This is a genomic window from Sphaerisporangium aureirubrum, from assembly GCF_042658925.1.
GTDB lineage: Bacteria > Actinomycetota > Actinomycetes > Streptosporangiales > Streptosporangiaceae > Sphaerisporangium > Sphaerisporangium aureirubrum.
Map to the genome: position 1 here is coordinate 196,766 of NZ_JBHSRF010000006.1, position 24,640 is coordinate 221,405.

The 24,640-nt window shown below is 73.9% G+C and carries 18 protein-coding genes; 11 read left to right on the forward strand and 7 right to left on the reverse strand.

All coding sequences use genetic code 11. The annotated features are described in order from the left end of the window. Window positions 1-16: 16 nt before the first annotated feature. The 3 genes from ACFP1K_RS06755 to ACFP1K_RS06765 form a co-directional block, all read right to left on the reverse strand. Complete coding sequence (locus tag ACFP1K_RS06755) at window positions 17-1,840, reverse strand: acyltransferase family protein (RefSeq protein WP_380748050.1); 1,824 nt, start codon at window positions 1,838-1,840, stop codon at window positions 17-19. Window positions 1,841-2,075: 235 nt separating this feature from the next. Then, on the reverse strand, window positions 2,076-3,851 hold the full coding sequence (locus tag ACFP1K_RS06760) for an LCP family protein (RefSeq protein ID WP_380748052.1): 1,776 nt from the start codon (window positions 3,849-3,851) through the stop codon (window positions 2,076-2,078). 146 nt (window positions 3,852-3,997) lie between these two features. Beyond that, on the reverse strand, window positions 3,998-5,488 hold the full coding sequence (locus tag ACFP1K_RS06765) for a hypothetical protein (protein ID WP_380748054.1): 1,491 nt from the start codon (window positions 5,486-5,488) through the stop codon (window positions 3,998-4,000). 112 nt (window positions 5,489-5,600) lie between these two features. On the opposite strand from ACFP1K_RS06765, the gene ACFP1K_RS06770 reads away from it, so the two are divergent. From ACFP1K_RS06770 to ACFP1K_RS06785, 4 genes are all read left to right on the forward strand, one after another. Next, the gene (locus ACFP1K_RS06770) at window positions 5,601-7,691 is read left to right on the forward strand and encodes a hypothetical protein (protein WP_380748056.1); all 2,091 of its coding nucleotides are present in this window, start codon (window positions 5,601-5,603) and stop codon (window positions 7,689-7,691) included. 246 nt (window positions 7,692-7,937) lie between these two features. After that, a complete protein-coding gene (locus ACFP1K_RS06775) occupies window positions 7,938-8,729 on the forward strand; it encodes a permease-like cell division protein FtsX (RefSeq protein ID WP_380748058.1) in 792 nt (263 codons plus the stop codon). A gap of 86 nt (window positions 8,730-8,815) precedes the next feature. After that, window positions 8,816-9,745, forward strand: coding sequence for a glycosyltransferase family 2 protein (locus tag ACFP1K_RS06780; RefSeq protein ID WP_380748060.1), 930 nt, complete (start codon window positions 8,816-8,818; stop codon window positions 9,743-9,745). A gap of 1 nt (window position 9,746) precedes the next feature. Continuing rightward, window positions 9,747-10,826 (forward strand): glycosyltransferase family 4 protein, encoded by a 1,080-nt coding sequence (locus ACFP1K_RS06785; protein ID WP_380748062.1) that lies wholly within the window; start codon window positions 9,747-9,749, stop codon window positions 10,824-10,826. Between the two features lie 24 nt (window positions 10,827-10,850). Here the strand turns inward: ACFP1K_RS06785 and ACFP1K_RS06790 are convergent, their stop codons facing one another. Further along, window positions 10,851-11,798 (reverse strand): lysylphosphatidylglycerol synthase domain-containing protein, encoded by a 948-nt coding sequence (locus ACFP1K_RS06790; protein ID WP_380748064.1) that lies wholly within the window; start codon window positions 11,796-11,798, stop codon window positions 10,851-10,853. Window positions 11,799-11,913: 115 nt separating this feature from the next. Between ACFP1K_RS06790 and ACFP1K_RS06795 the strand changes: the two genes are divergently transcribed. The 5 genes from ACFP1K_RS06795 (at window position 11,914) to ACFP1K_RS06815 (ending at window position 17,223) form a co-directional block, all read left to right on the forward strand. Then, window positions 11,914-12,762, forward strand: a complete 849-nt coding sequence (locus ACFP1K_RS06795) for a class I SAM-dependent methyltransferase (protein WP_380748066.1) — start codon at window positions 11,914-11,916, stop codon at window positions 12,760-12,762. Beyond that, window positions 12,759-13,709 carry a lysylphosphatidylglycerol synthase domain-containing protein gene (locus ACFP1K_RS06800; protein ID WP_380748068.1) on the forward strand — a complete coding sequence of 317 codons (951 nt, stop codon included), beginning with the start codon at window positions 12,759-12,761 and terminating at the stop codon, window positions 13,707-13,709. Before ACFP1K_RS06795 ends, ACFP1K_RS06800 begins: the two co-directional genes overlap by 4 nt. Window positions 13,710-13,959: 250 nt before the next feature. Next, a complete protein-coding gene (locus tag ACFP1K_RS06805; protein WP_380748113.1) occupies window positions 13,960-15,072 on the forward strand; it encodes a glycosyltransferase family 4 protein in 1,113 nt (370 codons plus the stop codon). 78 nt (window positions 15,073-15,150) lie between these two features. After that, a complete protein-coding gene (locus ACFP1K_RS06810; RefSeq protein WP_380748070.1) occupies window positions 15,151-16,254 on the forward strand; it encodes a sugar phosphate nucleotidyltransferase in 1,104 nt (367 codons plus the stop codon). 45 nt (window positions 16,255-16,299) lie between these two features. Continuing rightward, a complete protein-coding gene (locus ACFP1K_RS06815; protein ID WP_380748072.1) occupies window positions 16,300-17,223 on the forward strand; it encodes a DNA-3-methyladenine glycosylase family protein in 924 nt (307 codons plus the stop codon). Window positions 17,224-17,317: 94 nt separating this feature from the next. Here the strand turns inward: ACFP1K_RS06815 and ACFP1K_RS06820 are convergent, their stop codons facing one another. After that, a complete protein-coding gene (locus ACFP1K_RS06820) occupies window positions 17,318-17,545 on the reverse strand; it encodes a hypothetical protein (RefSeq protein WP_380748074.1) in 228 nt (75 codons plus the stop codon). A gap of 253 nt (window positions 17,546-17,798) precedes the next feature. Between ACFP1K_RS06820 and ACFP1K_RS06825 the strand changes: the two genes are divergently transcribed. Together ACFP1K_RS06825 and ACFP1K_RS06830 are read left to right on the forward strand one after the other, a co-directional pair. After that, complete coding sequence (locus ACFP1K_RS06825; protein WP_380748075.1) at window positions 17,799-20,360, forward strand: bifunctional FO biosynthesis protein CofGH; 2,562 nt, start codon at window positions 17,799-17,801, stop codon at window positions 20,358-20,360. Between the two features lie 135 nt (window positions 20,361-20,495). Beyond that, the gene (locus ACFP1K_RS06830) at window positions 20,496-22,277 is read left to right on the forward strand and encodes a substrate-binding domain-containing protein (RefSeq protein WP_380748077.1); all 1,782 of its coding nucleotides are present in this window, start codon (window positions 20,496-20,498) and stop codon (window positions 22,275-22,277) included. Window positions 22,278-22,373: 96 nt separating this feature from the next. Here ACFP1K_RS06830 and ACFP1K_RS06835 read toward each other — a convergent pair whose 3' ends face one another. After that, window positions 22,374-23,639 carry a coenzyme F420-0:L-glutamate ligase gene (locus ACFP1K_RS06835; RefSeq protein WP_380748079.1) on the reverse strand — a complete coding sequence of 422 codons (1,266 nt, stop codon included), beginning with the start codon at window positions 23,637-23,639 and terminating at the stop codon, window positions 22,374-22,376. After that, window positions 23,636-24,562 carry a 2-phospho-L-lactate transferase gene (cofD, locus tag ACFP1K_RS06840; RefSeq protein ID WP_380748081.1) on the reverse strand — a complete coding sequence of 309 codons (927 nt, stop codon included), beginning with the start codon at window positions 24,560-24,562 and terminating at the stop codon, window positions 23,636-23,638. Before cofD ends, ACFP1K_RS06835 begins: the two co-directional genes overlap by 4 nt. Between the last annotated feature and the right edge of the window lie 78 nt (window positions 24,563-24,640).

The following is a 24,640-nucleotide window of genomic DNA, read 5'->3' on the forward strand; positions in this document are numbered from 1 at the left end:
GGTTGAACATCCGGCCCTAGGAGGCGGCCGGCCTGGCGTCCGCGGAGGGTCTGCGATAGAGCCAGGTGAGGCGCGGCTCCAGCACGTACTTGAACACCGCGCGGGTCTCGGGCAGGCACAGCACGATGGCGAGCGCGAAGCAACTGCTGACGATCGCCATCACGCCGAGCGGGCCGTGCAGCCAGGGGAACTCCAGCCAGCCCATCTCTTTGGCGATGTACACGGGGATGCCGTGCAGCAGGTAGCAGTACAGCGTGCGGGTGCCGAGGTCGGAGAACCAGGTGCTGCGGCGCGGGACCAGCGCCAGGATCGCCATGGACATGGCCAGCGCGGCGATCAGCAGCGCGCCGCGCATCGCCATGCCGATCCACCACGGCATGCTGAGGTCGGCGTAGCTGTCCTTGTAGTAGACCGGCGCGAGCTTGACGTACGGGGCGAGCACGATGGCCACGGCGGCCCCGCCCGCGAGCACGGCGACGGCCACGGCCTTCACCCAGCGGCGGTTCAGCATCTCGAAGTGGCGCGGCTGGAGCCACAGGCCGAGCACGAAGAACGGCATCAGCCCGAAGAAGCGGTCCATGCTGAAGTCGCCGGGCAGGTCGGACAGCCCGGCCAGCAGGTAGACGGCGACGGCGATCGGCAGGGGGTGGCGCATGCGCTTCCACACCGGGGTGGACAGGCGCCACAGCAGCAGGGCCAGGAGGTACCAGTTCAGCCAGGCCGGGTCGATGATGGTCAGGCTCCACTTGTGCCCGAACGCGAACCGCAGCAGGGCGTACCCGATCTCCACGATGACGTACGGCACGAGGAACGTGTCCACGAGCTTGTTGGTCTTGGCGTTGGAGTTCCAGAAGTTCCGGCTCAGGTAGCCACTGATGATCACGAACAGCGGCATGTGGAACACGTAGATGAACAGGTACGCCGAGCGGGACGAGTGTGCGGACAACGTCGGCACCAGGGAGTGCCCGGTCACCACCAGCGCGATCAGGACGAACTTCACGTTGTCGAGGTACGGCTCGCGGGTCCGGCTCGCGCGCGGCGCGGGTGTCTCCTCGGCCTGCTCCCATCCTCCGGCGGACGACGGCGCCGGGACGCGCGGCTGCTCTCCCCGCCCCCAGGCGGGCACCGGTGGCGCGGCGACGGCGGCACCGGCGTGTCCTGGGGGTCCCGCGGGCAGCGGGCGGCGCTCCCAGTAGGAGAAGCCGTCGGACGGCGTGGGGGTCTGGTCACCCGGCGGCTGGTCCTCGCGCGCGGGCGCGCCGGGCACGCCGGGCCGCGGGCCCTGCGCGGGCGCCTGCTGCGGGCCCTGTGCGGGCGGCTGACGCGGGCCGGTCGTCTCGGCTGGCCGCTCGACGGCCGGGCCGGGCCAGGCGGGCCGCTCGGCGGACTGTTCGGGCCAGGCGGGCCGGTCGAAGGTGAAGGTCTCCGGGTCGTCGTCCGCCACGGGACGCCCCCGGTGCCCCCGCCCCTGGGGCTGCTCGGGCTGCTCGGCCACCGGCCACAGCGGCCCGGGCTGCTGTTCCCCGCTCCGCGGCCGGTGCCGGTCCCACGCGCCCGTCGGCGGCTCGGAGTTCTCGGGCACGGGCCACCGCGCCGCCCACGCGCCCTCGCCGGACGCGGGGTCCGCGCCCGGGTCCGTGCCGGTGCCGGGAGCCTGAGTGCCCGTGTGCGCGTCAGGAACCGGGTGCGGGCCAGGGGAGGGGGCCGCGGTCGTGTCCGTATCCCGGGGCTCCTCGGGGGGCCGTCCGGGGTCGCCCGTGGCATCGGGCTGGTCGGCGTCGGTGGAGGCGCCGTCCGCGCGGGGGGCCGGAACGTGGAATGACGATCTGGTTTCACTCACGGGGGAAACGCTCGGCTATCTGTCGGAGACCTGGACTGACCTGCACTGGCGGCGGATTCTGGCGGCTGCCCGTGAAGGGTGAGGCGATCGAGGACGACGGCGGGCGCGCTCACCAGATCAGCCAACCCTAACGCGCTCCCCTTCGATTGTCGCGACGGAGCCGGGATTCCCGCGTGTGGAGAAGGCAAAAACGGCCCGACTTCCCTGGGGAAATCGGGCCGTCCGGACTATCCGGTCAGGTGCTGCAGACGTCCGTCTTGGAGTCGACGACGGCGGCGCTGTCCGGGATGGTCACCGGCACCTTGACGCCCTTGAAGTCGGCACCGATGACGAGCTGGATGACGGGGCCGCCGGCGGGCGTGCCGCCCGCGTCCGCGCCGTCCACCGGCGTGGAGCTGGCCGACGGGGTGAACGGGGCGACGGAACCCGGCTTCACCTTGCCGTCGGCCGCGGTGACCTTGGCCACCAGCTTGGCGGTGAGCGGCGCGGCGTAGTCGGCGCCGTCCGCGGACTTCTTGGGGTAGAGCACCTGGGTCTGCGGCCGGTCGGTGCCGTCGGCGTTCCTGGCGTCGCCCACCTGGACGACCTTGAAGCCCTGCGCGGCCAGCGCCTCGGCGACGTCCTTGGCCCGGCCAGGGGTGCTGGTGCCGTTGAGCACCTGGACACGCACCTGGTTCGGCTTGATGGACGGCTTGGCGGGCCCCGAGGCGGACGCGGACGCGGCGGCGCTCGGCTTGGCCGTCGGCGTGACCTCGATGTCGTTGCGCAGCGACTCGAACAGCCGCCCGGCGTCCGGCTGCTTCCACTGCACGCGGTTCTTGTTGCTGGGGTACGCCTCCCACGGCACGGTCACGAACTTCACGCCGGTCGCGGTGAGGCTGCGGGCGCTCTGCGCGATCTGCATGAGGGTGTCCACGTCGAGCTGCGGGTCCATGACCACCGACTGGGCGGCGGCGGTGATGAGGCCGATCAGCTTGCCGGGGTTGGTGAGGGTGTCGCCGCTGGTGGCCTTCTTGGCCACCTGGGACAGGAAGATCTGCTGGCGCTTGATGCGGCTGATGTCGCTGCCGTCGCCGAGGGCGTACCGGGCGCGCACGTAGGCGAGCGCGGTCTCGCCGCGGACGATCTGCTTGCCGGCCCGCAGGTCGAGCTTGGCCTTCTTGTCCTGGACGGCCTGGGGCACGCAGATCTGGATGCCGCCGAGGGCGTCCACGATGTTCTTGAAGCCGGTGAAGTCGACCTTGATGTAGTGGTCGATGCGGATGTTGGTGTTGGCCTCGATCGTGTTGATCGTGCAGGCCATGCCGCCCTCGTTGAACGCGGAGTTGATCATGTCCAGGCGGGGCGGCAGCGCGATCTTGGTGCGGGCGTGCTTGCACGCCGGGATCTGCACCATCGAGTCGCGCGGGAAGCTGATCAGGGTGGCCTTGTCCCGGTTGGGCGACACGTGCAGCAGGATGATCGTGTCGGTGCGCTCGCCCTCGTTCTCCATGTGCTGGCCGTACCGCTTGTTGTCCCCGGCCCGGGTGTCCGAGCCGACCAGCAGGACGTTGAGCGCGCCGGTGGAGTTGACCGGGCGGTTGGCGTTGAGGTCGCCGCTGACGTCCTGGGTGCGCAGGTTGCCGAGCAGGCTGCGGTACAGGGTGTAGCCGCCGAGGGACACCCCCACCAGCAGGACGGTCAGCGCGATGCTGATCCAGGCCAGCACGCGGGAGCGCTTGCCGCCGCCCGGGTCGCGCTGGCGGCGGGAACCGCCGGGGCCGTCCGGCGGCCCGGGGGGCTCGGAGCCCCTGCGGCGGCGCGGCGGCAGGTCTCCCTCGGGGTGACGGCTCTCGGGGACGATCGGGGGCATCTCGCCGTGGGGCGCGTCTCGATGGCGGCGGGAGCGCTCGCCCTCGACGGGCGGGCGCTGTGGCGCCTCCGGTACCCGGGCGCGGCTCGCTCTGCGGCCGGGTTGCGCGGGTTCCCCGCGATGTTCCCTCACCGAGGCGACGTGTCGGTGCTCGCTCATTGCGTCATGAGATTAGGTCACCAGCCCGGTTGTGGGCAGCATGATCGGATTAATGGACTCGTGATCATGCGTACTCCAGGCGGTCGAAGCGGCGGCGCAAGCTTACCGACACGAGGATGTTTGCTGGAACAGTCTAGTCGGCGGCTTTACCCATTGTGCATGGAATCCGCTGGTAGAGCTGCTTTTCCGGCACCCACCGGGATCCCGGGCGCGGCCGCCAGCGCCGCGGCCAGGAACGCCAGGGGTACGGCGGGCAGGACGTAGCGGTAGTCGAACTCCGCGGTCGCGGCCGGGATGACGAGCAGGACGACCGCCGTCAGCCACGGCAGCGCCCACGGCGCGGGCGCCGGCCCGGCCCCCCGGCGGCGCCGCACCGCCGCGGCCACCGGGGACACCAGCAGGACGGCCAGCAGCACCGTGCCGGGCAGGTGGGCCACGTCCTGGTAGGCCCTCGCCCACCCGGCGAACGGCTCCTCCACCCGGGTGCCGATGGGCCCCCGCTGGTACTCGGCCGCCAGCGCGGCGCCCGTGACGGCCGGGGTGCGGGTCGGCGGGGCCGGGGGGCGGAGGGGGAACTCGTACAGGTCGTAGGTCTCCCGGTCGGGGTAGACGGGCCTGCCCCAGGTGAACGAGCGGGCCAGCTCGCCGAGCACCGACCCGGCGTAGTCCAGGGGCTGGGAACGCAGGGCCAGCAGCGCGAACCGCCCGGCCAGCCGGTCGGTGGCGGCGGTGAAGGTGATGCCGGGGAGGGTGACCAGCGGGGCCCGGGGGTCCCAGACGTACGCCTGGGAGGGCGGGCGGGCGTCCGGCGGGGTGTCGTCGCACAGCACGGCGAGGTCCGGCGGCGGGCGCATGACGGCGCAGTCCGCGAACGACATGGTGCGGCCGTACAGGAACACGCCGTTGGCGCCGACGATGCCGAACCGGTGGTGCGTCGCGGAGAACCACGCCGCGTACCCCCCCACCGGCACCAGCGCCGCCACCACGCACACCGCCGCCAGCCACGCGCCCCGCGGCCGGTGCGCCATCAGCCTGGCCCACAGGCCCGCCCCGGCGGCCGGGGCCGCCCGCCGGGCGGCCAGCCACAGGCCGATGAGCACGATCAGGGGCAGGCCCACCGTCCGGGTGAGCGTCGCGGCGGCCAGCAGCAGGCCGGCGGCGCAGGCGCCCCGCCAGGTCCTGGCGCCGATCGCGACCCGCACGGCCGCCACGACGAGGAACATGAACAGGGTGTCGGAGACCAGCAGGTGTTCCAGCTGCACCTGGTAGGCGTCCAGCAGCACCGGCGCGGCGGCGGCGACGGCCGCCCAGACGGGCCCGCCCCACCGCAGCACGGCCGTGTAGACCAGGACCCCCGTGGCCAGCCCCAGCCCGTGCTGGACCAGCGCCACCACCCCGAAATCGTGGAACGGCTCCAGCAGCCGCAGGAACATCGAGTACCCGGCCGGCCGCACCAGGTCCGGGCTCGGCCGGAGCGCGGTGACCACGTAGGTGTACGAATCCGGGAACCACAGCGCGGGCCGGTACCCCAGCGTCACGACGACCCGCAGGGCCGCGCCGAGCGCGATCACCCCGAGGAACACCCGGTGCCGCCCGAGCGGCGCGGCCCAGGTGAGCACGGAGTGCCGCCTCAGCATGCCGATGCCCTCCGTCGCCGCGCCTGTGGTTGGGGCCGTACGCTACCCGGTCGGCGCGGCGGTTCGCGCGTCGCGGCAGCGTAGGGCGGGCATTAGGCTCGCTGGACACACCATGAACGGGACCTGGCTCGATCGATCGCGAACGCCGCCCGCGGGCCGGGTGCTCGCCGCGGTGTCGGTCGTGCCCGCCCTGGCCACGGCCGGATGGCTGCTCGCCGGGGTGGCGGCGGTCGCGGGCGGCTGGTTCCGGCCGGTGCCCATGCTCCTGGCCGGTGGCCTCCTCGTGCTGGTGCTCGCGGGCCTCGGCGTGTGGCTCACGCCACGCGCCCCGGTGCCCCGGGTGACGTGGCCCCAGACGGCGGCGGTCGGCGGGCTCGCCGTGGCGTCCCTGGTGTTCAACGGGGTGTTGCACGGGGAGCAGCTCATCGTGCGGCGGGACCCCGGGACGTACGCGCAGTACGCGATCTGGCTGGCCCGGCACGGGTCGATGCCGATTCCGTACGACCTTTCGGCCTTCGGGGGTTCCGACCCGTTCCTGCGGTTCGACAGCGTGGGGTTCTACGACTTCGGCGGGGCGGTGGTCCCGCAGTTCATGCCCGGGGCGCCGATCGTCGACGCGGCCGGGTACTGGCTCGGCGGCCTGACGGGCATGTTGTGGATGCCCGCGGTGCTCGGCGGCCTCGCCGTGCTGGTGATCGGCGGGCTGGCGGCGCGGCTGATCGGCGGATGGTGGGCACCGCTGGCCGCGCTGGTCTTCGCGGTGGCGCTGCCGATCCTTTACACCTCGCGCACCACGTTCAGCGAGATGCCTTCCTTGGTGCTCCTGTTCGGCGGCATCGCCCTCACCCTGGACGCCCGCTTCCGCCCGAAGGCCGCCGCCCTGGCGGGCCTGGTGCTCGGCCTGGCCGTCGTGGTGCGCATCGACGCGCTGCGCGACCTGCTGCCCGTGCTCGGCTACGCCGGCCTCGTGGCCGCGCTGCGCGCCTCGCCCGGCCGCCGGGCGGCGTACGCGCCGATGGGCCTGCCGCTGGCGGCCGGCCTGCTGGCCGGGGCCGGGGTCGGCCTGCTGACCGGTTACACCCTGGCCCGCCCCTACCTCCTGTACCTCTCCACCTCGGTACGCCCGCTCCTCGGCATCGCGGCCGTCGTCCTCGCCGTCTCCGCCCTCTGCGCCGCCTTCGGCCCCGCCGTCATCCCCCGCCTAACCCGCCCCGTCCGATGGCCCGGGATCCTGGCCGCGTCCGGAGTCGTGCTGGTGATGACCGGCTTCGCCGCCTGGCCCTGGCTGCGGACGGTGCGCCGGTTCCCCACCAACCCCGACGACCGGGCCAACGCCCTGTTCATCGCGGGCGTCCAGAAGGCCAACGGCCTCCCCGTCGACCCGTCCCGCATCTACACCGAGCAGACGCTGTGGTGGGTGATCTGGTACATCGGCCTCCCCGCCGTCATCCTCGCCACCCTGGGCGCCGCCGTCCTGACCCGCCGCGTCCTGCGCGGCCGCGACCTGGCCTGGGCCCTCCCCCTAGCGATCATCGCCTGGACCACGGTGACCACACTCTGGCGCCCCGCCATCACCCCCGACCACCCCTGGGCCTCCCGCCGCCTCGTCCCCGTGGTGCTCCCCGGCCTGATCCTGCTGGCCGTCTGGGGAGTCCGCCGGCTGCGCGACCACGCGGGCGAGCGGCGTCTCACAGGATGGGCGCGCCGTCTGGCCGAGCCGGGAAGGCGCCGGGCCCGGGACGGCGTGCTCGTGGCGGGGTGCGCGCTGCTGGTGGCACCCCCCGTCGTGACGTCCATCGGCACCGCGTTCAGCCCCGCCGAACGCGGCGAGGCGGCCGCGATCGCGGAGTTGTGCGCGACGATCCCCCGCGACGCCGCCGTCCTGATCATCGAACGCGCCACCGCCGACCGTTTCACCCAGGTGGTCCGCGGCATGTGCGGAGTCCCCGCCGCCCGCGTCCCCGCCGTGACCGGCGACGTCCCCCCGCCCGCCGTCGTCCGCCGCCTGTCCGCCCGCATCCGCGCCTCCGGCCGCCAACCGGTACTCCTGGCCGCCCAAGGCAGCCAGCTCACCCCCTACGGCCCCGCCACCCTGGCCCTGCGCCTCCGCACCCGCCAGGACGAACGTTCCCTGATCGAGGCCCCGAACGGCACCTGGTCCCTGGCCATCGACGTCTGGAGCGTCGTCCCACCTCCTGACTGACGTGCCGGGCGAAGTTCGGCCGAGGGGCGCAGAATGGAGTGGTTTGGTCGAGGTGGTCCGGGCTTGACCGGGTTAACGGGGGGGCGGGAAGTGGGAGGCGTGGACGGTGGCGGAGCGGAAGAGCTTGGGTTCGGGAGGCCTTCGGGGGAGCGTGGGGACTCCGGCGGAGGGGAGGCGGCGGAGGAGCTTGGGTTCGGGGGAGAAGGGCGGTCGTGGGTTTGGGGGTGGGTGGAGGCGCATCGGTGGGTGGTGGCGGTCGGGGTCGTTCTTCTGATGGTGGTCGCGGTGGGGGGTGGGAGGTTCCTGCTGGGGCGGGAGAGGTGGCCGTTGCCGCCGCCGGATGTGGCGTTTCCCGAGCAGGTGCGGTTCCGGGTCCATCTGTGTGAGCAGGCGTTCGAGATGTGCTCGGCCGCGAACCTGGCCAGGGCCAGGGAGACGGAGCGGGTGGAGGCGGCCTTGAAGGCGCTGCCGCAGGTGGCTTCGCTGACCTATGTGGGGGATCGACAGGCGGCGCGGCAGTACCGGCGGATCTGGGGGACTGATGTGGGGTCGTCGTGGTGGGAGCCGGGGGTCCGGAACCTCGGGGGGACGTTCACCGGGACGCTGCGGCGCCCGGGGGACTTCTACGCCATGATCCGGCTCGGGGAGCGGGTGCCGGGGGTGCAGGGCTTCTCGCGGGAGCCGACCGGGTTCTGGACCGGCAAGGCCGACCTCGAGGTGCAGCTGTGCGGGAACGAATCACCCGGGCCGTGCCGCGAGCGGCAGCCGCGTGGGCCCGCCACCGAGGCGGAGAAGCGCGCCATCGTCGACAAACTACGCGAGCTGAAGGGCATCAAGGCCGTCTACCTGGAGGATCGTGAGCACGCCTCCCGGCTCGCCAAGCTGTACGTCCCGGAGCAGGCCGGCAGCCCGGAGGCGCAGCCCGCGAGTATGGCCGAGTCCTATTACCTGAAGCTGGACTCCCCCACGCTGATGACCAAGGTGCGGCTGGCGATCAACGCCATGCCGGGCATCCAGGGGATCTACCCGGTCTTGTAGAGAATAGGGCGGGCACGCTCGGGAAGGGTGCCCGATAACGGTGACGTGGACTCGGTCGCCGTCCAGGGCCGGTATTCTCGCCCGACGTGAGTGTGACCCAGAAGCCTGAGACGGGACCCGCCGTGGATGCGAAGCCGTACGTGACGATCGTTCTGCCGTGTTACAACGAGCAGGACCACGTCATCGCCGAGGTCGAGCGCGTCTGCCAGGCCATGGACACCAGCGGTTACACCTACGAACTGGTCGCCGTGGACGACCACTCCACCGACGGCACCCTTGAGCGCCTGCGCGAGGCCGCGCCCCGCTTCCCGAACATGCGGGTCGTGGCGTTCCACCGCAACGGCGGCTCCGGCACGGTGCGCCGCATCGGCACCCAGGACGCCCGGGGCGAGATCGTCGTGTGGACCGACGCCGACATGACCTACCCCAACGAGCGCATCCCCGAGCTGGTGCAGATCCTTGAGAAGGACCCCTCGATCGACCAGGTCGTGGGCGCGCGCACCAGCGAGCAGGGCTCGCACAAGTTCCTCCGGGTCCCGGCCAAGTGGTTCATCCGCAAGGTGGCCGAGCGGCTGGCGGGCCAGGAGATCCCCGACCTCAACTCCGGCCTGCGGGCGTTCCGGCGCCAGGTGTCGCTGCCGTACCTCCGGCTGCTGCCCCCCGGGTTCTCCTGCGTGACCACGATCACGCTGGCGTTCCTGTCCAACCAGCACGACGTGCACTACATGCCGATCGAGTACAGCAAGCGGGCCGGGAAGTCGAAGTTCAGCTTCATCTCCGACGCCTACCGCTACATCCTGCAGGTGCTGCGGATGGTGATGTACTTCAACCCGCTGAAGGTCCTGATGCCCCCGGCCATCTGGCTCGTGGTGATCGCGGCGGGCAAGGGCGTGGTGGACATGATCCGCCACCCGTTCTACTTCCCGGCGAGCACGGTGATGACCTTCCTGTCCGGCCTGATCATCGGTTCGCTGGCCCTGCTCGCCGACCTGATCGTCCGCTCCCGGAACGACTGACGTGCGGATCGCGATCGTCGGGCCGGCCTTCCCGTACAAGGGCGGCGGGGCGCAGCACACCACCGAGCTGGCGCACCGCCTGACGGCCCTCGGCCACGATGTCGTGATCGAGTCCTGGCGGGCGCAGTACCCCGCGTTCCTGTACCCCGGGCAGCAGACCATCACGGCCCCCGAGGGCGACCCGTTCCCGCACGTGCGCCGCGACCTCGACTGGCGCCGCCCGGACGGCTGGCTGCGCTGCGGGCGCCGTCTGCGCGGGTTCGACCTGGTCGTGCTGACCCTGCTCAGCCCCGTCCAGGTGCCCGCCTACCTCGGCATCCTGTCCGGTCTGCGGCGCGGGGCCCCGGTGGTCGCCCTGTGCCACAACGTCCTGCCGCACGAGCGCAAGCCGTACGACGCGCCGCTGGTGAAGGCTCTGCTGCGCCGGGTCGACCGGGTGCTCGCCCACTCGCCCGAGCAGGCCGACCTGGCCCGGTCCCTGGCCCCGGCCCCCGTGCGGGTGGCGGCCCTGCCCCCGCACCTGCCCGCCCACGGCGCCGCCCCGGCCCGCGCGGACGGCGTCAGGAACCGGCTGCTGTTCTTCGGCATGGTGCGCCCCTACAAGGGCCTCGACCTGCTGCTCCGGGCCCTGGCCGAGGTCCCCGGGGTGTCGCTGACCGTGGCGGGCGAGTTCTGGGGCGGCCTGGACGAGACCCGCGCCCTGATCGCCGAGCTCGGCCTTTCCGGCCGGGTCGACCTGCGCCCCGGCTACGTCCCCGCCGACGGCGTCCCCGTGCTGTTCGCCGAGGCCGACGCGTTGATCCTGCCGTACCGCTCCGCCACCGCCAGCCAGAACGCCTGGCTCGGCCACGAGCACGGCCTCCCCGTCATCGCCACCCGGGTGGGCGCTCTCGCCGACCACATCACCGACGGCGTGGACGGCCTGCTCACCGACCCCGGCTCGGTGCCGGCGCTCACCGCCGCCATCACCCGCTTCTACGCCGACGGCGAGCCCGAGCGCCTGCGCCGGGGCGTGAAGGCCGTCGACCCCGAGCCCTACTGGGCGGGGTACGCCGCACAGCTGCTCGCCGCGGAGGCGTGATGTCGGCCCGCCGAGGACGGCGCCTCAGGCTTGCGGGGCGGCGTAGGCGGCCTCGCCGTCCACCGGGGCGTGCCCCCGGGCCAGGGCGAACCCCAGGCCCGCCCAGACCAGGTCGGCCAGGGTGAACGCCAGGCGGGACACCACCGCGATCACCAGGGCGCGCGGCGCGTCGAGCACCGGCGCGAGCACCAGGACCATCGCCCCCTCGCGCACCCCGATGCCCGCCGGGACGATCACGGTGAGCAGCCCGGTGGCCCAGGCGAGGGCGTACGCCCCGGCCGCGACCGCGAACAGCGCCGCCCCGCCGGGCCGCATCTCGCGCAGCAGCAGCCAGACGTGCACGCCGTACAGCAGCCACCCGGCCAGCGTCCACGCGCCGGCCGTCAGCATGGCGCGTCCCGGCAGCACCCGCTCCAGCGGCTCCCTGCGCGCGATGCGCAGCAGCAGGTTGAGCCCGAAGGTGAGCACCCGGGGGTGCAGGCAGACGACGATCAGCGGCACCAGCGCCAGGAGGTACCACGCCCGCCCGGCGACCTCCCGCGACGTGAACGGCAAGGTGGCCGCCGCCAGCCCCAGCGCGCACCCGAGCGAGGTCACCAGCGCGATCACGGTGGCCCCGAACGTCCTGCGCGGGGGCGACCCGTGGTCGCGGGCCAGCTCCATCATCGCGGCGAACGCCCACACCGACCCCGGCACGTACTTCCCGAGCTGCCCGAGGCACATGACCTTGGCCGCGACCCGCAGCGGCAGCGGTGACCCGAGCCCGGCCAGCACCGCCCGCCAGGCGACCAGCATGCACCCGACCCCCGCGAGCACCGCCGCTACGGCCCCGGCGACCGTCCCCCACGACAGCCTGCCGAGCGCCGCCGCCGTGGCGCTCCAGTTGGCCGCCAGCCCGTACCCGAGGAAGCCCAGCGCGACCACGGCCAGCCCCACCCGGAGCAGCCGGCTCGATCGCAACCGCCTCAGCACCCGCCCAGCGTAAGGCTCCGGCCCGTCCCCCGGCGCTCTCCCGCGCGTACCGGTAAGACGCGGGAACGGGCGACTCGGGGGAAGGGGCGCGGGCGGCGCACTAGTGTTGTGCGGCGTGGGTAAGGAACGTGCGGTGCAGCTCGCCTACTCGGAGTTCCAGGGGGCGATGCTCGACGAGGCCAAGCGGCGGCGGAAGGCCGCGAAGATCATCGCGGTGCTCGGGCACTTCCTCGGGCGGGCCCCGGGGGACGGGCCGGTGCTCGACGGGATGACCGTCGCGGACATCGGGTGCTCGGCCGGGTTCATCGCCGACGAGCTGGCCTCGGCCGGGGCGCGGCACGCGATCGGGGTGGACATCGACGTCCCGGGCCTGCGCAAGGCGTCCGAGCGGTTCGGGGAGCGCGTGACGTTCCTGTGCGCCGACGGGACGGCCCTGCCGTTCCCCGACGGGTCGATGGACGCGCTGGTGTTCAACCACATCTACGAGCACGTCGTGGACCCCGACGCCGTGGTCAAGGAGATGCACCGGGTGCTGGCCGACGACGGCGTGCTCTACCTCGGTCTCGGCAACCGCCTCGGCGTCATGGAGCCCCACTACAAGCTGCCGTTCCTGTCCTACCTGCCCCCCGCGCTGGCCGACCGGTACGTCCGCCTCTCCGGCCGCGCCGACCACTACCACGAGCGGTTCCGCACCCGGGGCGGCCTACGGCGCATGCTCCGCGACTTCCACATCTGGGACTACTCCCTGCCCGTCCTCGTCAGTCCCGATCGTTTCGCCGGGGGAGAGCTGTTCCCCGGCGCCGCCGGGCGCGCCGCCCAGGCCGCCCTGGCCCGCACGCCCCGCCCGGCCCTGCGCGGCCTGCTGCCGGTCGTCCCCACCTACCTGTGGGTGGCCACCAAGACCCCCCGCCGCCCCCTCGGCGCCGCTCTGCCGCAGCCGCCCCGGTCCGTACGCACACCGTGAGCGTCCTGAACGGAGCGATGGCGCTGACCCGCAGGAAGACGGTGCGGTTCGGCTTCCTCGCGGTCGCGCTCGGCTTCGGGGTGTGGGCCGTGGCGAGCCGGTGGGACGCCGTGGCCGAGGGGTTCGCGCGGCTGTCGTGGGGGCTGCTGGCCGGGTCGGTGGTGGCCGTGCTGGCCGCCCTGATGGCCGGGATGATGATGTGGCGGGCCCTGCTGGCCGACCTGGGGTCGCCGCTGGCGCTGCCGGACGCGGCCAAGGTCTTCTTCGTCGGGCAGCTCGGCAAGTACATCCCCGGGTCGCTGTGGCCGGTCCTGGCGCAGATGGAGCTCGGCAAGGACCTCGGGGTGCCCCGGCCGCGCAGCGCCGCCGCGTTCTTCCTCACCTACCCGCTCTATCTCGCCACCGGGATCACGGTGGCCGTCGTGACGCTCCCCGGCCTGGCCGGGGGGTCGGTGGCCCGGTTCGGCTGGCTGCTCCTGCTGCTGCCGCTGCTGGTCGCGGGCCTGCATCCCCGTGTCGTCAACGGCCTGCTCGGCCTCGGCCTGCGGCTGCTCCGGCGCCCCCCGCTGGAGCGCCCGCTGACCCGGCGCGGGGTGCTGGCGTCGGCGGCGTGGGCCTTCGCGGGGTGGGCCGCGTACGGCGTGCACCTCGCCCTGATCGTCGCCGGGCTGGGCGCGACCGGCCCCCGCGCGTTCGGGTTGTCCTTCGGGGCGTTCGCGCTGGCCTGGTGCCTCGGCTTCGTGGTGGTGATCGCTCCGGCGGGCGCCGGGGTGCGCGAGGTCGCCATGGTCGCCGCCCTCGCCCCCGTCCTGGACGCCGGCCCGGCCATCGCCGCGGCCCTGTGCTCCCGCCTGGTCGTCTCCCTGGGCGACCTGATCTGCGCCGCCGCGGCCGGTCTCGCCGCCCGCCGCGCCGAGTCCGCCCGGGTCCCCGTCCCCGGCGACTGAAGCCTCCTTGAGGGGTCTGACCGGCCAGAAGAGGGTGCTGTTCGCCTGTTGGTGGGGTGGGGTTCGGGGGAAATGAGGTGTGATTTCTCTCACGGATCCGGGGGACCTCGCAATAGAGTGAACAGGGGTGGGGATCGGGACGAGTGCGGGGCCCAGGGAGGGGTGCCTGGCCTGGGCGTGTGGGCTTTCGCCTGCCTTAGGTCTCCGCCGGAACGTTGGGAAGACCGGAAGGGAGCGATCGCTCTTGAGGGTGCTCGTTGACGCCGCCGCGGTCCCGGCGGACCGCGGGGGGTTGATCCGGTACGTCGACGGGCTCGTGGCCGCCCTCGGGCGGGCGGGGGCCGACCTCGCCATCGTCTGCCAGCGGTCCGACGCCGAGCGGTACGGACGGCTGGCGCCCGCCGCCGAGGTGCTGCCGGGGCCGTCGGCCATCGCGAGCCGGGGGGCCCGCCTGGTGTGGGGGCAGACCGGTGTGCCGGTGCTCGCCCGGCAGGTGGGGGCCAAGGTCATCCACGCGCCGTACTACTCCATCCCGCCGCACGCCGGGCTGCCCACGGTCGCCACGGTGCACGACGTGACGTGGTTCACCGAGGGCCGGCATGACACCGAGCGGGCGGCGTTCTTCCGCGCGGCGACCCGCACGGCCGTGCGCAACGCCGCCCGGGTCGTGGTGCCGTCCAAGGCCACCAGGGACGAGCTGGAGCGGCTCCTCGGCGCCGACCCCACCCGCATCGACGTGGCCTACCACGGGGTCGACCCCGGGCTGTTCCACCCGCCGTCCCCCGCCGAGCTGCGGAAGGCCGCCGACCGGCTCGGGCTGCACGGGAAGCCGTACGTGGCGTTCCTCGGCGCCTTCGAGCCGCGCAAGAACGTGCCGAACCTCGTGCGGGGCTTCGGCCAGGCCGTGGCGGACCTCCCGTCCCCGCCCGCGCTGGTGCTGGCCAGCGCGGCGGTGTGGGAGGACGAGGTCGACGCCGCGATCGAGGAGCTGCCCGTCACCGTGCGGGTCGTCCGCCCCGGCTATCTCTCCTTCGCCGACCTGTCCGGCTTCCTCGGCGGCGCGGTCGTCGTGGCCTTCCCCTCCCGCGGCGAGGGCTTCGGCCTGCCGGTGCTGGAGGCCATGGCCTGCGGCGCCCCGGTGCTGACCACCCACCGCACCTCGCTGCCCGAGGTGGGCGGGGAGGCGGTCGCCTACACCGAGCCGGACGCCGAGAGCATCAGGGTGGCCCTGCGCGCCCTGCTGGAGTCGCCCGCCCGCCGGGGGACCCTGGGCGCCGCCGGTCTGGCCCGCTCCCGGGAGTTCACCTGGGACGCCTCGGCCGAGGCCCACCTGCAGTCGTACCAGCGCGCGGTCGAGCAGTGAGCGCCGTTACCGGCTGACGATCAATCGGTGAGCTCGTCGTTATCTGCGAACGATCGACCGGTGAGCTAGCCTCACGGTGTGACGGAGACCCGCCCACCGCAGTCGGCGCACCTTGAGGCCATCCTCCTAGTCGGCGGGCAGGGCACCCGCCTGCGCCCGCTCACGCTACGCACCCCCAAGCCGCTGCTGCGCACCGCGGGCGTCCCCTTCCTCGCCCACCAGCTCGCCCGGGCCAGGTCGTTCGGCGTGCGCCGCATCGTGTTCGCCACGTCCTACCGCGCCGAGATGTTCACCGAGGCGTTCGGCGACGGCTCGGAGTTCGGCCTGTCCCTCCACTACATGACCGAACGCAGCCCCCTCGGCACCGGCGGGGCGATCCGCAACGCCGCCGAGGCCCTGACCTGCGGCCCGGACGCGCCGGTCCTGGTGCTGAACGGCGACATCCTGTCCGGGCACGACATCGGCGCCCAGGTCCGCACGCACGTCGAGCGTCGCGCCTCGGTCACGCTGCACCTCACCGAGGTGGACGACCCGTCGCGGTTCGGCTGCGTCCCGACCGACACCGACGGCCGGGTCACCGCGTTCCTGGAGAAGACCCCGAACCCCGTGACCAACCGCGTCAACGCCGGGTGCTACGTGTTCCAGCGCTCCGCCATCGACCGCATCCCGAAGGGCCAGGTCGTGTCGGTCGAGCGGGAGACCTTCCCCGGCATGATCGCCGCGGGCGAGACCGTGCTCGGTTACGCCGACCGCACCTACTGGCTGGACGTCGGCACCCCCGCCGCGTTCGTCCAGGGCTCCTGCGACCTGGTCCTCGGCCACCTGCCGTCCCCGGCCCTGCCCGGCCCCACCGGCGAGCACCTCGTCCTCCCCGGCGCCGAGGTCTCGCCCAACGCCAAGCTCTCCGGCGGCACCGTGGTCGGCGCCCGGGCCCGTGTGATGTCGGACGCCTCGGTCCACGGCAGCGTCCTCTCCGAGGACAGCGTCGTGGAGTCCGGCGCCACCGTCCACGAGTCGGTGGTGGGCGCCGGGGCCCGCGTCTGCTCCGGCGCCGTGCTGCGCAACGTGGTCGTCGGCGACGGCGCCGTGGTCGGCGCGGACAACGAGCTGCTGTCGGGGATGCGCGTCTGGCCGGGCGTCCAGCTGCCCGCGTGCTCGGTCCGCTTCTCCAGCGAGATCTGACCCGGCGCCCGGGAGGTGCTCCCGGGGCGGCGTTAGTCTGGCCCCGTGCGTGAACGCGGGTGGCGGCCGGAGGGCCCGCTGGATGTGGCGAGGACGCTCCTGCCGCACCGGCGGGGGTCCGGCGACCCCACCTGGCAGCAGGCTGCGGACGGCGCGATCTGGCGGACGTCCCGCACACCCGCCGGGCCCGGCACGATCCGCGTCTCGGCCCACCCGCGTGAGGGGCTGGTGCTCGGCCGGGCCTTCGGGCCCGGGGCGGAGTGGCTGCTGGAGACGCTGCCGCAGCTGCTCGGCGCCGCCGACCCGCTGGCCGACTTCCGCGCCCTGATGGACCGGCTCGGCGGCGGCGGCCACGCCCTGATCCGTGAGCTGGCCGGGCGGTACGGCGATCTGCGGGTGGGGCGCACGTCGCGGGTCTTCGAGGCGCTGGTGCCCGCCGTGCTGGAGCAGAAGGTGGTGGGCCGGGAGGCGCGCCGGGCGTGGCGCTGGCTCCTGAGCAGGTACGGCGATCCCGCCCCCGGTCCGGGGCCCGCGGGGATGCGGATCTGCCCGGCCCCCGAGGTCTGGCGGGCGATCCCGTCCTGGGACTGGCACCGGGCGGGCGTGGAGGGCGTGCGGGCCAAGACGATCATCAACGCCGCCCGGCACGCGGAGAAGTTCGAGGCCGCCGGATCCGCCGAGGCCGACCGCCTGATGCGATCCCTGCCCGGCATCGGCGTGTGGACCTCCGCCGAGACCCGCCAGCGCGCCCACGGCGATCCCGACGCCGTCTCGGTGGGTGATTACCATATTCCGTCGCTGGTCGGCTGGTCCCTGACCGGTGACCGCACCGACGACGCCGGGATGCTCGAGCTCCTGGCCCCCTACCGGGGCCACCGCCATCGCATCGTCCGGCTCCTGGAGCTGGGCGGCACCCGTCCCCCGGCGCGGGGCCCACGGATGCCGGCCCGCGACTATCGCTCGTTCTGACCCGCCCGGCGTCCCCGGTCTCGATCACCGCCGGCGCTTTTCGCGGCCCGCCCCCGCCGCGGGTGGCGGGGGCGTGGGACGGAGGTGCCGCGGGTCAGGCGCCCGTGCGGACGCGGCGGGTGCCGAGGACCGGGATGTGAACGGCCGCGCGCCGTTCGCGGAAGCGGACTAACCGGCCGCGCGGGCGGGCCGAGGCGTACGGGTCGTCGTCGTGCGCGGGCGTGGCGGCGGGTTTCCAGTCACGACCGTCGCGCGTGTCGGCGCCGAACAGCGGGGCGAGGACGGCGGCGGCGAGGATGAAGGCGAGGACGAGCCAGGACATGGCGTGCTCCTAGTGGGGGATGCGGGTCCCGTGGTTCCGGGGCCGGTGGTGCCCGGTCCGGGGGTCCGGATCCGGTGTCCCCCGGGGGTCCGAGGGCGCCGCCTGGGGCGACCTCTTAATTATGTTCTCGTGCATAGTTTTACGTCCATCGAGATTTGCTGGCCCTTACCATTAAGCGGCCCTAAACACTCCGCACCCCTGATCCGGGACCCGCCGCACCCGGTGTCCCTCCCGGTTTCGTACTGTGCGATGCATGGACGTGATCCCCACAGACGCCGCGATGCGGCGGGCACTGGCTCGGGCCAGGGACGGTAAGGCGCTGGACGTGGCGGAGGCCACCGTTCTGCTGCACGCGCGGGGCGGGGACCTTACGAGGCTGCTCGGCCACGCGGGGCGGGTGCGGGACGCGGGGCTGGCCTCGGCGGGCCGGGAAGGGATGATCACGTACAGCCGGAAGGTGTTCATCCCGCTGACCCGGCTGTGCAGGGACCGGTGCGGCTACTGCACCTTCGCCACCGCGCCGGGGAAGCTTCCCGCGGCGTTCCTCAGCCCCGACGAGGTGCTGGACATCGCCCGCCGGGGCGCCGAGATGGGCTGCAAGGAGGCCCTGTTCACCCTCGGGGACCGTCCCGAGGACCGGTGGCACCAGGCCAGGGAGTGGCTGGACGCCCACGGGTACGACGACACCCTGTCCTACGTGCGGGCCATGGCCGTGCGGGTGCTGGAGGAGACGGGCCTGCTCCCGCACCTCAACCCGGGCGTGATGACCTGGGGGGACCTGCAGCGCCTCAAGCCGGTCGCGCCGTCCATGGGCATGATGCTGGAGACCACCTCGCGGCGCCTGTTCGAGGAGAAGGGCGGCGCGCACCACGGCTCGCCGGACAAGGACCCCGCCGTCCGGCTGCGGGTGCTGGAGGACGCCGGGCGCTCCAACGTGCCGTTCACCACGGGCATCCTCATCGGGATCGGCGAGACCGTGACCGACCGCGCCGAGTCGATCTTCGCGATCCGGCGGGCCGCCCGCGAGTACGGCGGCGTGCAGGAGGTCATCGTGCAGAACTTCCGCGCCAAGCCGGACACCGCCATGCGCGGCATGCCGGACGCGGACCTGCACGAACTGGCCGCCACCATCGCGGTGACCCGGCTCGTGCTCGGCTCCCGCATGCGCGTCCAGGCCCCGCCGAACCTCATCGGCGACGAGTACGCCCTGATGATCCAGGCGGGCATCGACGACTGGGGCGGGGTGTCCCCGCTGACGCCCGACCACGTCAACCCCGAGCGCCCCTGGCCGCACATCGACGAGCTGGCGTCCCGCACCGCGGCGGCCGGCTTCACGCTCAGGGAACGCCTGACGATCTACCCCGAGTACGTCCTGGCCGGCGAGCCGTGGCTGGACCCGCGCCTGCGCGGCCACGTGGACGCCCTCGCCGACCCGGAGACCGGCCTGGCCCGCGACGTGCTGCCGGTGGGCAGGCCCTGGCAGGAGCCGGACGGCGGCTTCACCGCGTCCGGCCGCACCGACCTGCACGTGGAGGTCGACGGGAGCGGGCGCTCGGCGGACCGCCGCGACGACTTCGACAACGTGTACGGCGACTGGGAGGCCCTGCGCGACCGCCTCCCGGCCGCCACGGGGTCACGGATCTCCGGCGACATGCGCGAGGCCCTGCGCCGCGCCGAGTCCGCCCCCGCCGCGCTCACCGACGACCAGGCCGTCACCCTGCTCGGCGCCGAGGGCGCGGACCTCGCGGAGCTGTGCCGCGTCGCCGACGGCCTGCGCCGGGAGGCGGCCGGCGACGACGTGACGTACGTGGTGAACCGCAACATCAACTTCACCAACGTCTGCTACACCGGCTGCCGCTTCTGCGCGTTCGCCCAGCGCCGCACCGACGCCGACGCCTACACCCTGTCGCTCGACCAGGTCGCCGACCGCGCCGCCGAGGCGTGGGAGGCGGGCGCCACCGAGGTCTGCATGCAGGGCGGCATCCACCCCGACCTGCCCGGCACCGCGTACTTCGACATCGCCAGGGCGGTCAAGGCCCGCGTCCCCGGCATGCACGTGCACGCCTTCTCCCCGATGGAGGTCATGAACGGCGCCACCCGCACCGACATGTCGGTGCGCGACTGGCTGGAGGCCGCCAGGGAGGCCGGGGTGGACTCGCTGCCCGGCACGGCCGCCGAGATCCTGGACGACGACGTGCGCTGGGTGCTGACCAAGGGCAAGCTCCCCACCCGGGACTGGATCGAGGTGATCACCACCGCGCACCGCCTCGGCATCCCGACCACCTCCACGATGATGTACGGCCACGTGGACACCCCCGCCCACTGGGTGGCGCACATCCGGCTGATCCGCTCCATCCAGGAGGACACCGGCGGTTTCTCCGAGTTCGTCCTGCTGCCGTTCGTCCACCACAGCGCGCCCATCTACCTCGCCGGGATCGCCCGCCCCGGGCCCACGGCGCCGGAGAACCGCGCCGTGCACGCCCTGGCCCGCGTGATGCTGCACGGCGCCATCTCCAACATCCAGTGCTCGTGGGTGAAGCTCCGCGACGACCTGTGCCGCGACGTGCTGACCGGCGGGGTGAACGACCTCGGCGGCACCCTGATGGAGGAGACGATCAGCCGGATGGCGGGCTCGGAGAACGGCTCCTACAAGACGATCAGCGAGATCGCCGCCATGGTGGAGCCCACCGGCCGCCCGCTGCGCCAGCGCACCACCGGGTACGGCGTGCCGTCCGAGGAGCGCGTGGCCGCCGCACGGGCCAGCGACGGCGTCTGCCGCAGCATCCGCCGCACCCTGCCGCTGGCGGCGCGATAGGCACGAACACCGCGATTCCGGGGCGGTTATAACAAGTTTCATATTTGACGGTGAGCAAGGGTTGCGCACCGCACGGGGGGCATTGGACGATCGTCGGGCTCATCCGCCGGAACGTGACACTTCGAGAGGCGAACCGTGGCGTCTGGTCGTCCAGGTCGGCACCGCGCGGACCCGCTTGCCGAGGTCCCGCGGCGGCGTGGCAGGCGCGGCGGGCGTGGCGGCGTCATCGCGGCGGCCCTCGCGCTGGTGGTGCTGGCGGGCGTGCTCGTCGTGGTCTTCCAAGGCAGCGGCGGCCCCTGCTCGGCCCGCAACCCCGTCCTGGTCGGCGTGGACGCCGCGGTGGACTTCGCGCCGGTCGCCATGGAGGCCGCCGAGCGGTTCAACACCACCAGGGCCGCGGTGGACGGCCGCTGCGTGCTCGTGCAGGTCGCCGAGCAGCCGCCCGCGCCCGTGCTGCGCACCCTGATCGGCGACCCGGCGGGGGTGCCCGCCGGGCGCCCCGCCGCGTGGATCGCCGACTCCACGGCCTGGATCCGGCTGGCCCGCGCCTCCGGCGCCACCGGCCTCGCCCCCGGCGACACGGTGGTCGCCACCTCGCCGCTGGTGTTCGCCACCACCCGCTCCCTGGCTGACACGTTCGCGGGCGGGAAGACCGAGATGAGCTGGGAGATGGTCTTCCCGGCCACCGCGCGCGGGCGGCTCCAGCCCGGCAAGGACGAGCCGGACGTGGTGCGCATCCCCGACCCCTCGGTCGCGGGCGCCGGGATCGCCACCGTCGCCGCGGCCAGGGACCTCGCGGGCACGGGCCCCGCCGGCGACAAGCAGCTCACCGCGTTCGTCCGCATGGCGCAGGCGGGCTCGGCGCCGGACTACCGCACCATGGTCGCCGCCGCGGAGGACCGCTCGTACTGGCGGCGCCCGGTGGTCGTGGTGCCCGAGCAGTCGGTGTGGCTGCGCAACCGCGTCCCGTCCGCGGACCCGGTCGTCGCCCTCTACCCCAAAGAGGGCACGATCCTGCTCGACTACCCCTACGTCGTCACCGCCGAGGAGCCCGACGTGGCGGCCGGGGCGCGGCTGTTCGGCGACTGGCTGACGTCGCTCGAGGCGCGCTCCGCCGTGCGCAGGGGCGGCTTCCGCACCCCCGGCGGCAAGGAACCGCCGCTCGGCGCGGGCACCGAGATCCCGGCCACCCCGCCGAGCCCCCGTCCCTCCATCACCCCGCCGCTGGTCGACGCGGCCCTGGAGGCGTGGAGCCGCCTGGCCCCGCCGACCGGCGTGCTGGTGATGACGGACGCCTCCCGGCACATGGCCGAGCCGATCGCCGGGCGCAAGGGCGCCACCCGCCAGTCGGTGGCGCTGGAGGCGGCCCGCACCGGCCTCCAGCTGTTCCCCGACACGACCAGCATGGGCCTGTGGGAGTTCGCCGACGGTCTGGGCGGCGGCGCGGGCCACCGCGAGCTGGTCGGCCTCGGGCCGATCGGCCAGCCCGACCGTCCGTCCGACCAGTTCACCCGGCGCAGCCGCCTGACCGAGCTGACCCGCACGCTCAAGGCGTACCAGGGGCGCCGCAGCTCGCTGTACGACAGCATCCTGGCGGGCTTCCGCGAGGTGACCTCGAAGTACGACCCCGCGCGGAACAACTCGGTGCTGGCCATCACCGCCGGGCGGGACGACGGCGCCGGGCTGTCCCGGGCCGCTCTGGTGCGCGAGCTGCGCGAGGAGTGGGACCCCGACCGCCCGGTGCAGATCATCGTGATCGCGTTCGGCTCCGGGGTCGACCGGGACGCGCTGGCCGAGATCACCTCGGTCACCAACGGCTCGCTGCACGTCGCCACCAGCCCCGGCGAGATCATCGACGTCGTGCTCAGCGCCCTGGCCCGCCGCCTGTGCCACCCCACCTGCGCCAGGACGAGCTGACGGCACCCGCCCCCGAGCCCTCGGGCCGGCCGCCGGCGGCACCCCGGAACCGCCCGCGGAAGCCGGTCGGGGCCGGCCCCGACCGCGAGGAGCCGGTCAGCGGGTGACGATGAAGTCCGCCGCGTCCCTCGGCGGGCGGTCGCGCGGCGGGGCGGCCGGGTGGCCGACCGCGACCGCGCCCATGGGGTCCCAGGAGCCGGGGAGGTCGAGCACCTCGCGCACCACGTCGCGGCAGAACATGGTGGAGGACACCCACGCCGAGCCGAGCCCCTCCACGGCCAGGTGGACCAGCAGGTTCTGCACGCCCGCCCCCGCCGCCACCACGAACATCTCCCGCTCGGCGGCGTTGCGGCGCGCGTCGGGGTAGGTGTGCGAGCCGTCCATCACCAGGCACGGCACCACGAGGTACGGCGCCCGGCGCAGCACGTCGCCGCGCCGCACCCGCTTGGCGACGGACTCCTCGGTGAAGCCGGTCGCCCGCAGGTCGGCGATCCACGCCTCCAGCATCGCGTCCAGCAGCTTCTCGCGGGCCGACGGCGTCTCCAGCAGCACGAACCGCCACGGCGTGGTGTGGTGCGGCGCGGGCGCGCTGACGGCGGCCCCGACCGCCCGCCTGACCGCCGCGGGGTCCACGGGATCGGCGGAGAACTCTCTGACGGTGCGCCGGGCGAACAGCACGTCGGCGGCGCCGTACCGGAACATGTCCTCGGCGGCCGGGCGGATCAGCGGGCGCACCCCGGGGCCGTCCTCGGCCGTCACCAGGTGGGACAGCCCGCGCACCACCGCGACCGGCACCCCGGCCAGCTTGCCCTTCACCAGCTCGGCCGCCGCCGCGATCTCGTCCACCAGTGCGGTGACGGTGGCCGACAGCGGGTTGCCGTACCCGTCGGACCTGCCGCGGAAGTCGTCCAGCGGGCGCACCCCTGCGGCGCCGATGGCCATGTCGGTCAGCCCGTTGCGCCAGGGCCGCCCGAAGGTGTCCGAAAGGATCACCCCGACGTTCGCCCCCAGCCCAGCCCGGACGCGCCGCGCGGAGGCGTCGGGGTCCTCGGGCAGCAGCAGCACCGTGCCCGGCTCGGTGTTGGAGGCGTCCACCCCGGCGGCGGCCATCACGAACCCGTGGCGGGTCTGCGCGATGACGGTCTCGCCGCGCCGGGCCACGACCCGCTCGGTCTCGCCGGCGATGGCCTCCGCGCGTCCGGCGGCCCGGCGCACCCGGCCCTCGGCCTTGCTGGCGATCTTGGAGGTGACGACCAGGATGTCCCCGTCCGCGAGGTCCGGCACGGCGGCGGCGATCAGCGCGGCGAGGTCGTCGCCCGGCCGCACCTCGGGCAGGCCGGGCACCGGGTGGATGGTGATCACTTGACCAGCTCCAGCGCCGCCCGCGCGATGGCGGCGGTGGCCTCGGGATCGCTCATCAGCAGGGGACGGGCCTCCACCCGCACGCCTTCCAGGGCGACGTCCGCGTCCTGCTCGGCCACCAGCCAGCCGTCCACCAGCCGGGAGCCGTACAGCTCCAGCACCGCCTGGGCGCTGGTCTCCACGCCGATCGCGGTGAGGCAGGCGTCGGCCATGCCGCGCACCGGGGCGCCGCCGATGATGGGGGACACGCCCACCACCGGCTTCGCCTCCACCGCCTCGCGAATGCCGGGGATCTGGAGGATCGTCCCGATGCTCACCACGGGATTGGACGGCGGCAGGATGACGGCGTCCGCGTCCCTGATCGCCTCGAGCACGCCCGGGGCCGGTTTGGCGTCCTCGGCGCCGACCAGGGCGAAGCCCTTCGCCGGGACGGAGGCGCGCAGCCGCACCCACCACTCCTGGAAGTGGATCGCCCGGCGCCCCTGCTCGTCCTCGACGATCACATGGGTCTCGGCGCGGTCGTCGGTCATCGGGATCAGCCGCACGCCCGGCCGCCAGCGGTCGCACAGCGCCTCGGTGACCGCGGACAGGGGGTAGCCCGCGCCCAGCATCTGGGTGCGCACGATGTGGGTGGCGAAGTCGCGGTCGCCGAGGCCGAACCACTGGGGTTCCACGCCGTACGCCGCGAGCTCCTCCTTGACGACGTGGTGCTCGCCGGCCCGCCCCCAGCCCTGCTGCTCGTCGATGCCGCCGCCGAGGGTGTACATCACGGTGTCGAGGTCGGGACAGACCCGCAGGCCGAAGAGGGTGATGTCGTCACCGGTGTTGCCGATGACGGTGATCTCGGCGTCGGGGGCCGCGGCGCGGAGCCCGCGCAGGAAACGGGCGCCGCCGATGCCGCCGGCGAGGGACACGATGCGCATGTTGTCAAGTGTTCCACTGGTGTGTCGCCCGGTGGGCCGCCCGGTGGGGTGGTCCGATGAAACGCCCAGGTCACGGCA

Excerpts from the sequence above, each read along its gene's own strand:
- cofD (WP_380748081.1), bottom strand. The coding sequence starts at position 24,562 with ATGCGCATCGTGTCCCTCGCCGGCGGCATCGGCGGCGCCCGTTTCCTG.
- ACFP1K_RS06825 (WP_380748075.1), top strand. The coding sequence starts at position 17,799 with ATGGACGTGATCCCCACAGACGCCGCGATGCGGCGGGCACTGGCTCGG.
- ACFP1K_RS06820 (WP_380748074.1), bottom strand. The coding sequence starts at position 17,545 with ATGTCCTGGCTCGTCCTCGCCTTCATCCTCGCCGCCGCCGTCCTCGCC.
- ACFP1K_RS06770 (WP_380748056.1), top strand. The coding sequence starts at position 5,601 with ATGAACGGGACCTGGCTCGATCGATCGCGAACGCCGCCCGCGGGCCGG.
- ACFP1K_RS06765 (WP_380748054.1), bottom strand. The coding sequence starts at position 5,488 with ATGCTGAGGCGGCACTCCGTGCTCACCTGGGCCGCGCCGCTCGGGCGG.
- ACFP1K_RS06760 (WP_380748052.1), bottom strand. The coding sequence starts at position 3,851 with ATGAGCGAGCACCGACACGTCGCCTCGGTGAGGGAACATCGCGGGGAA.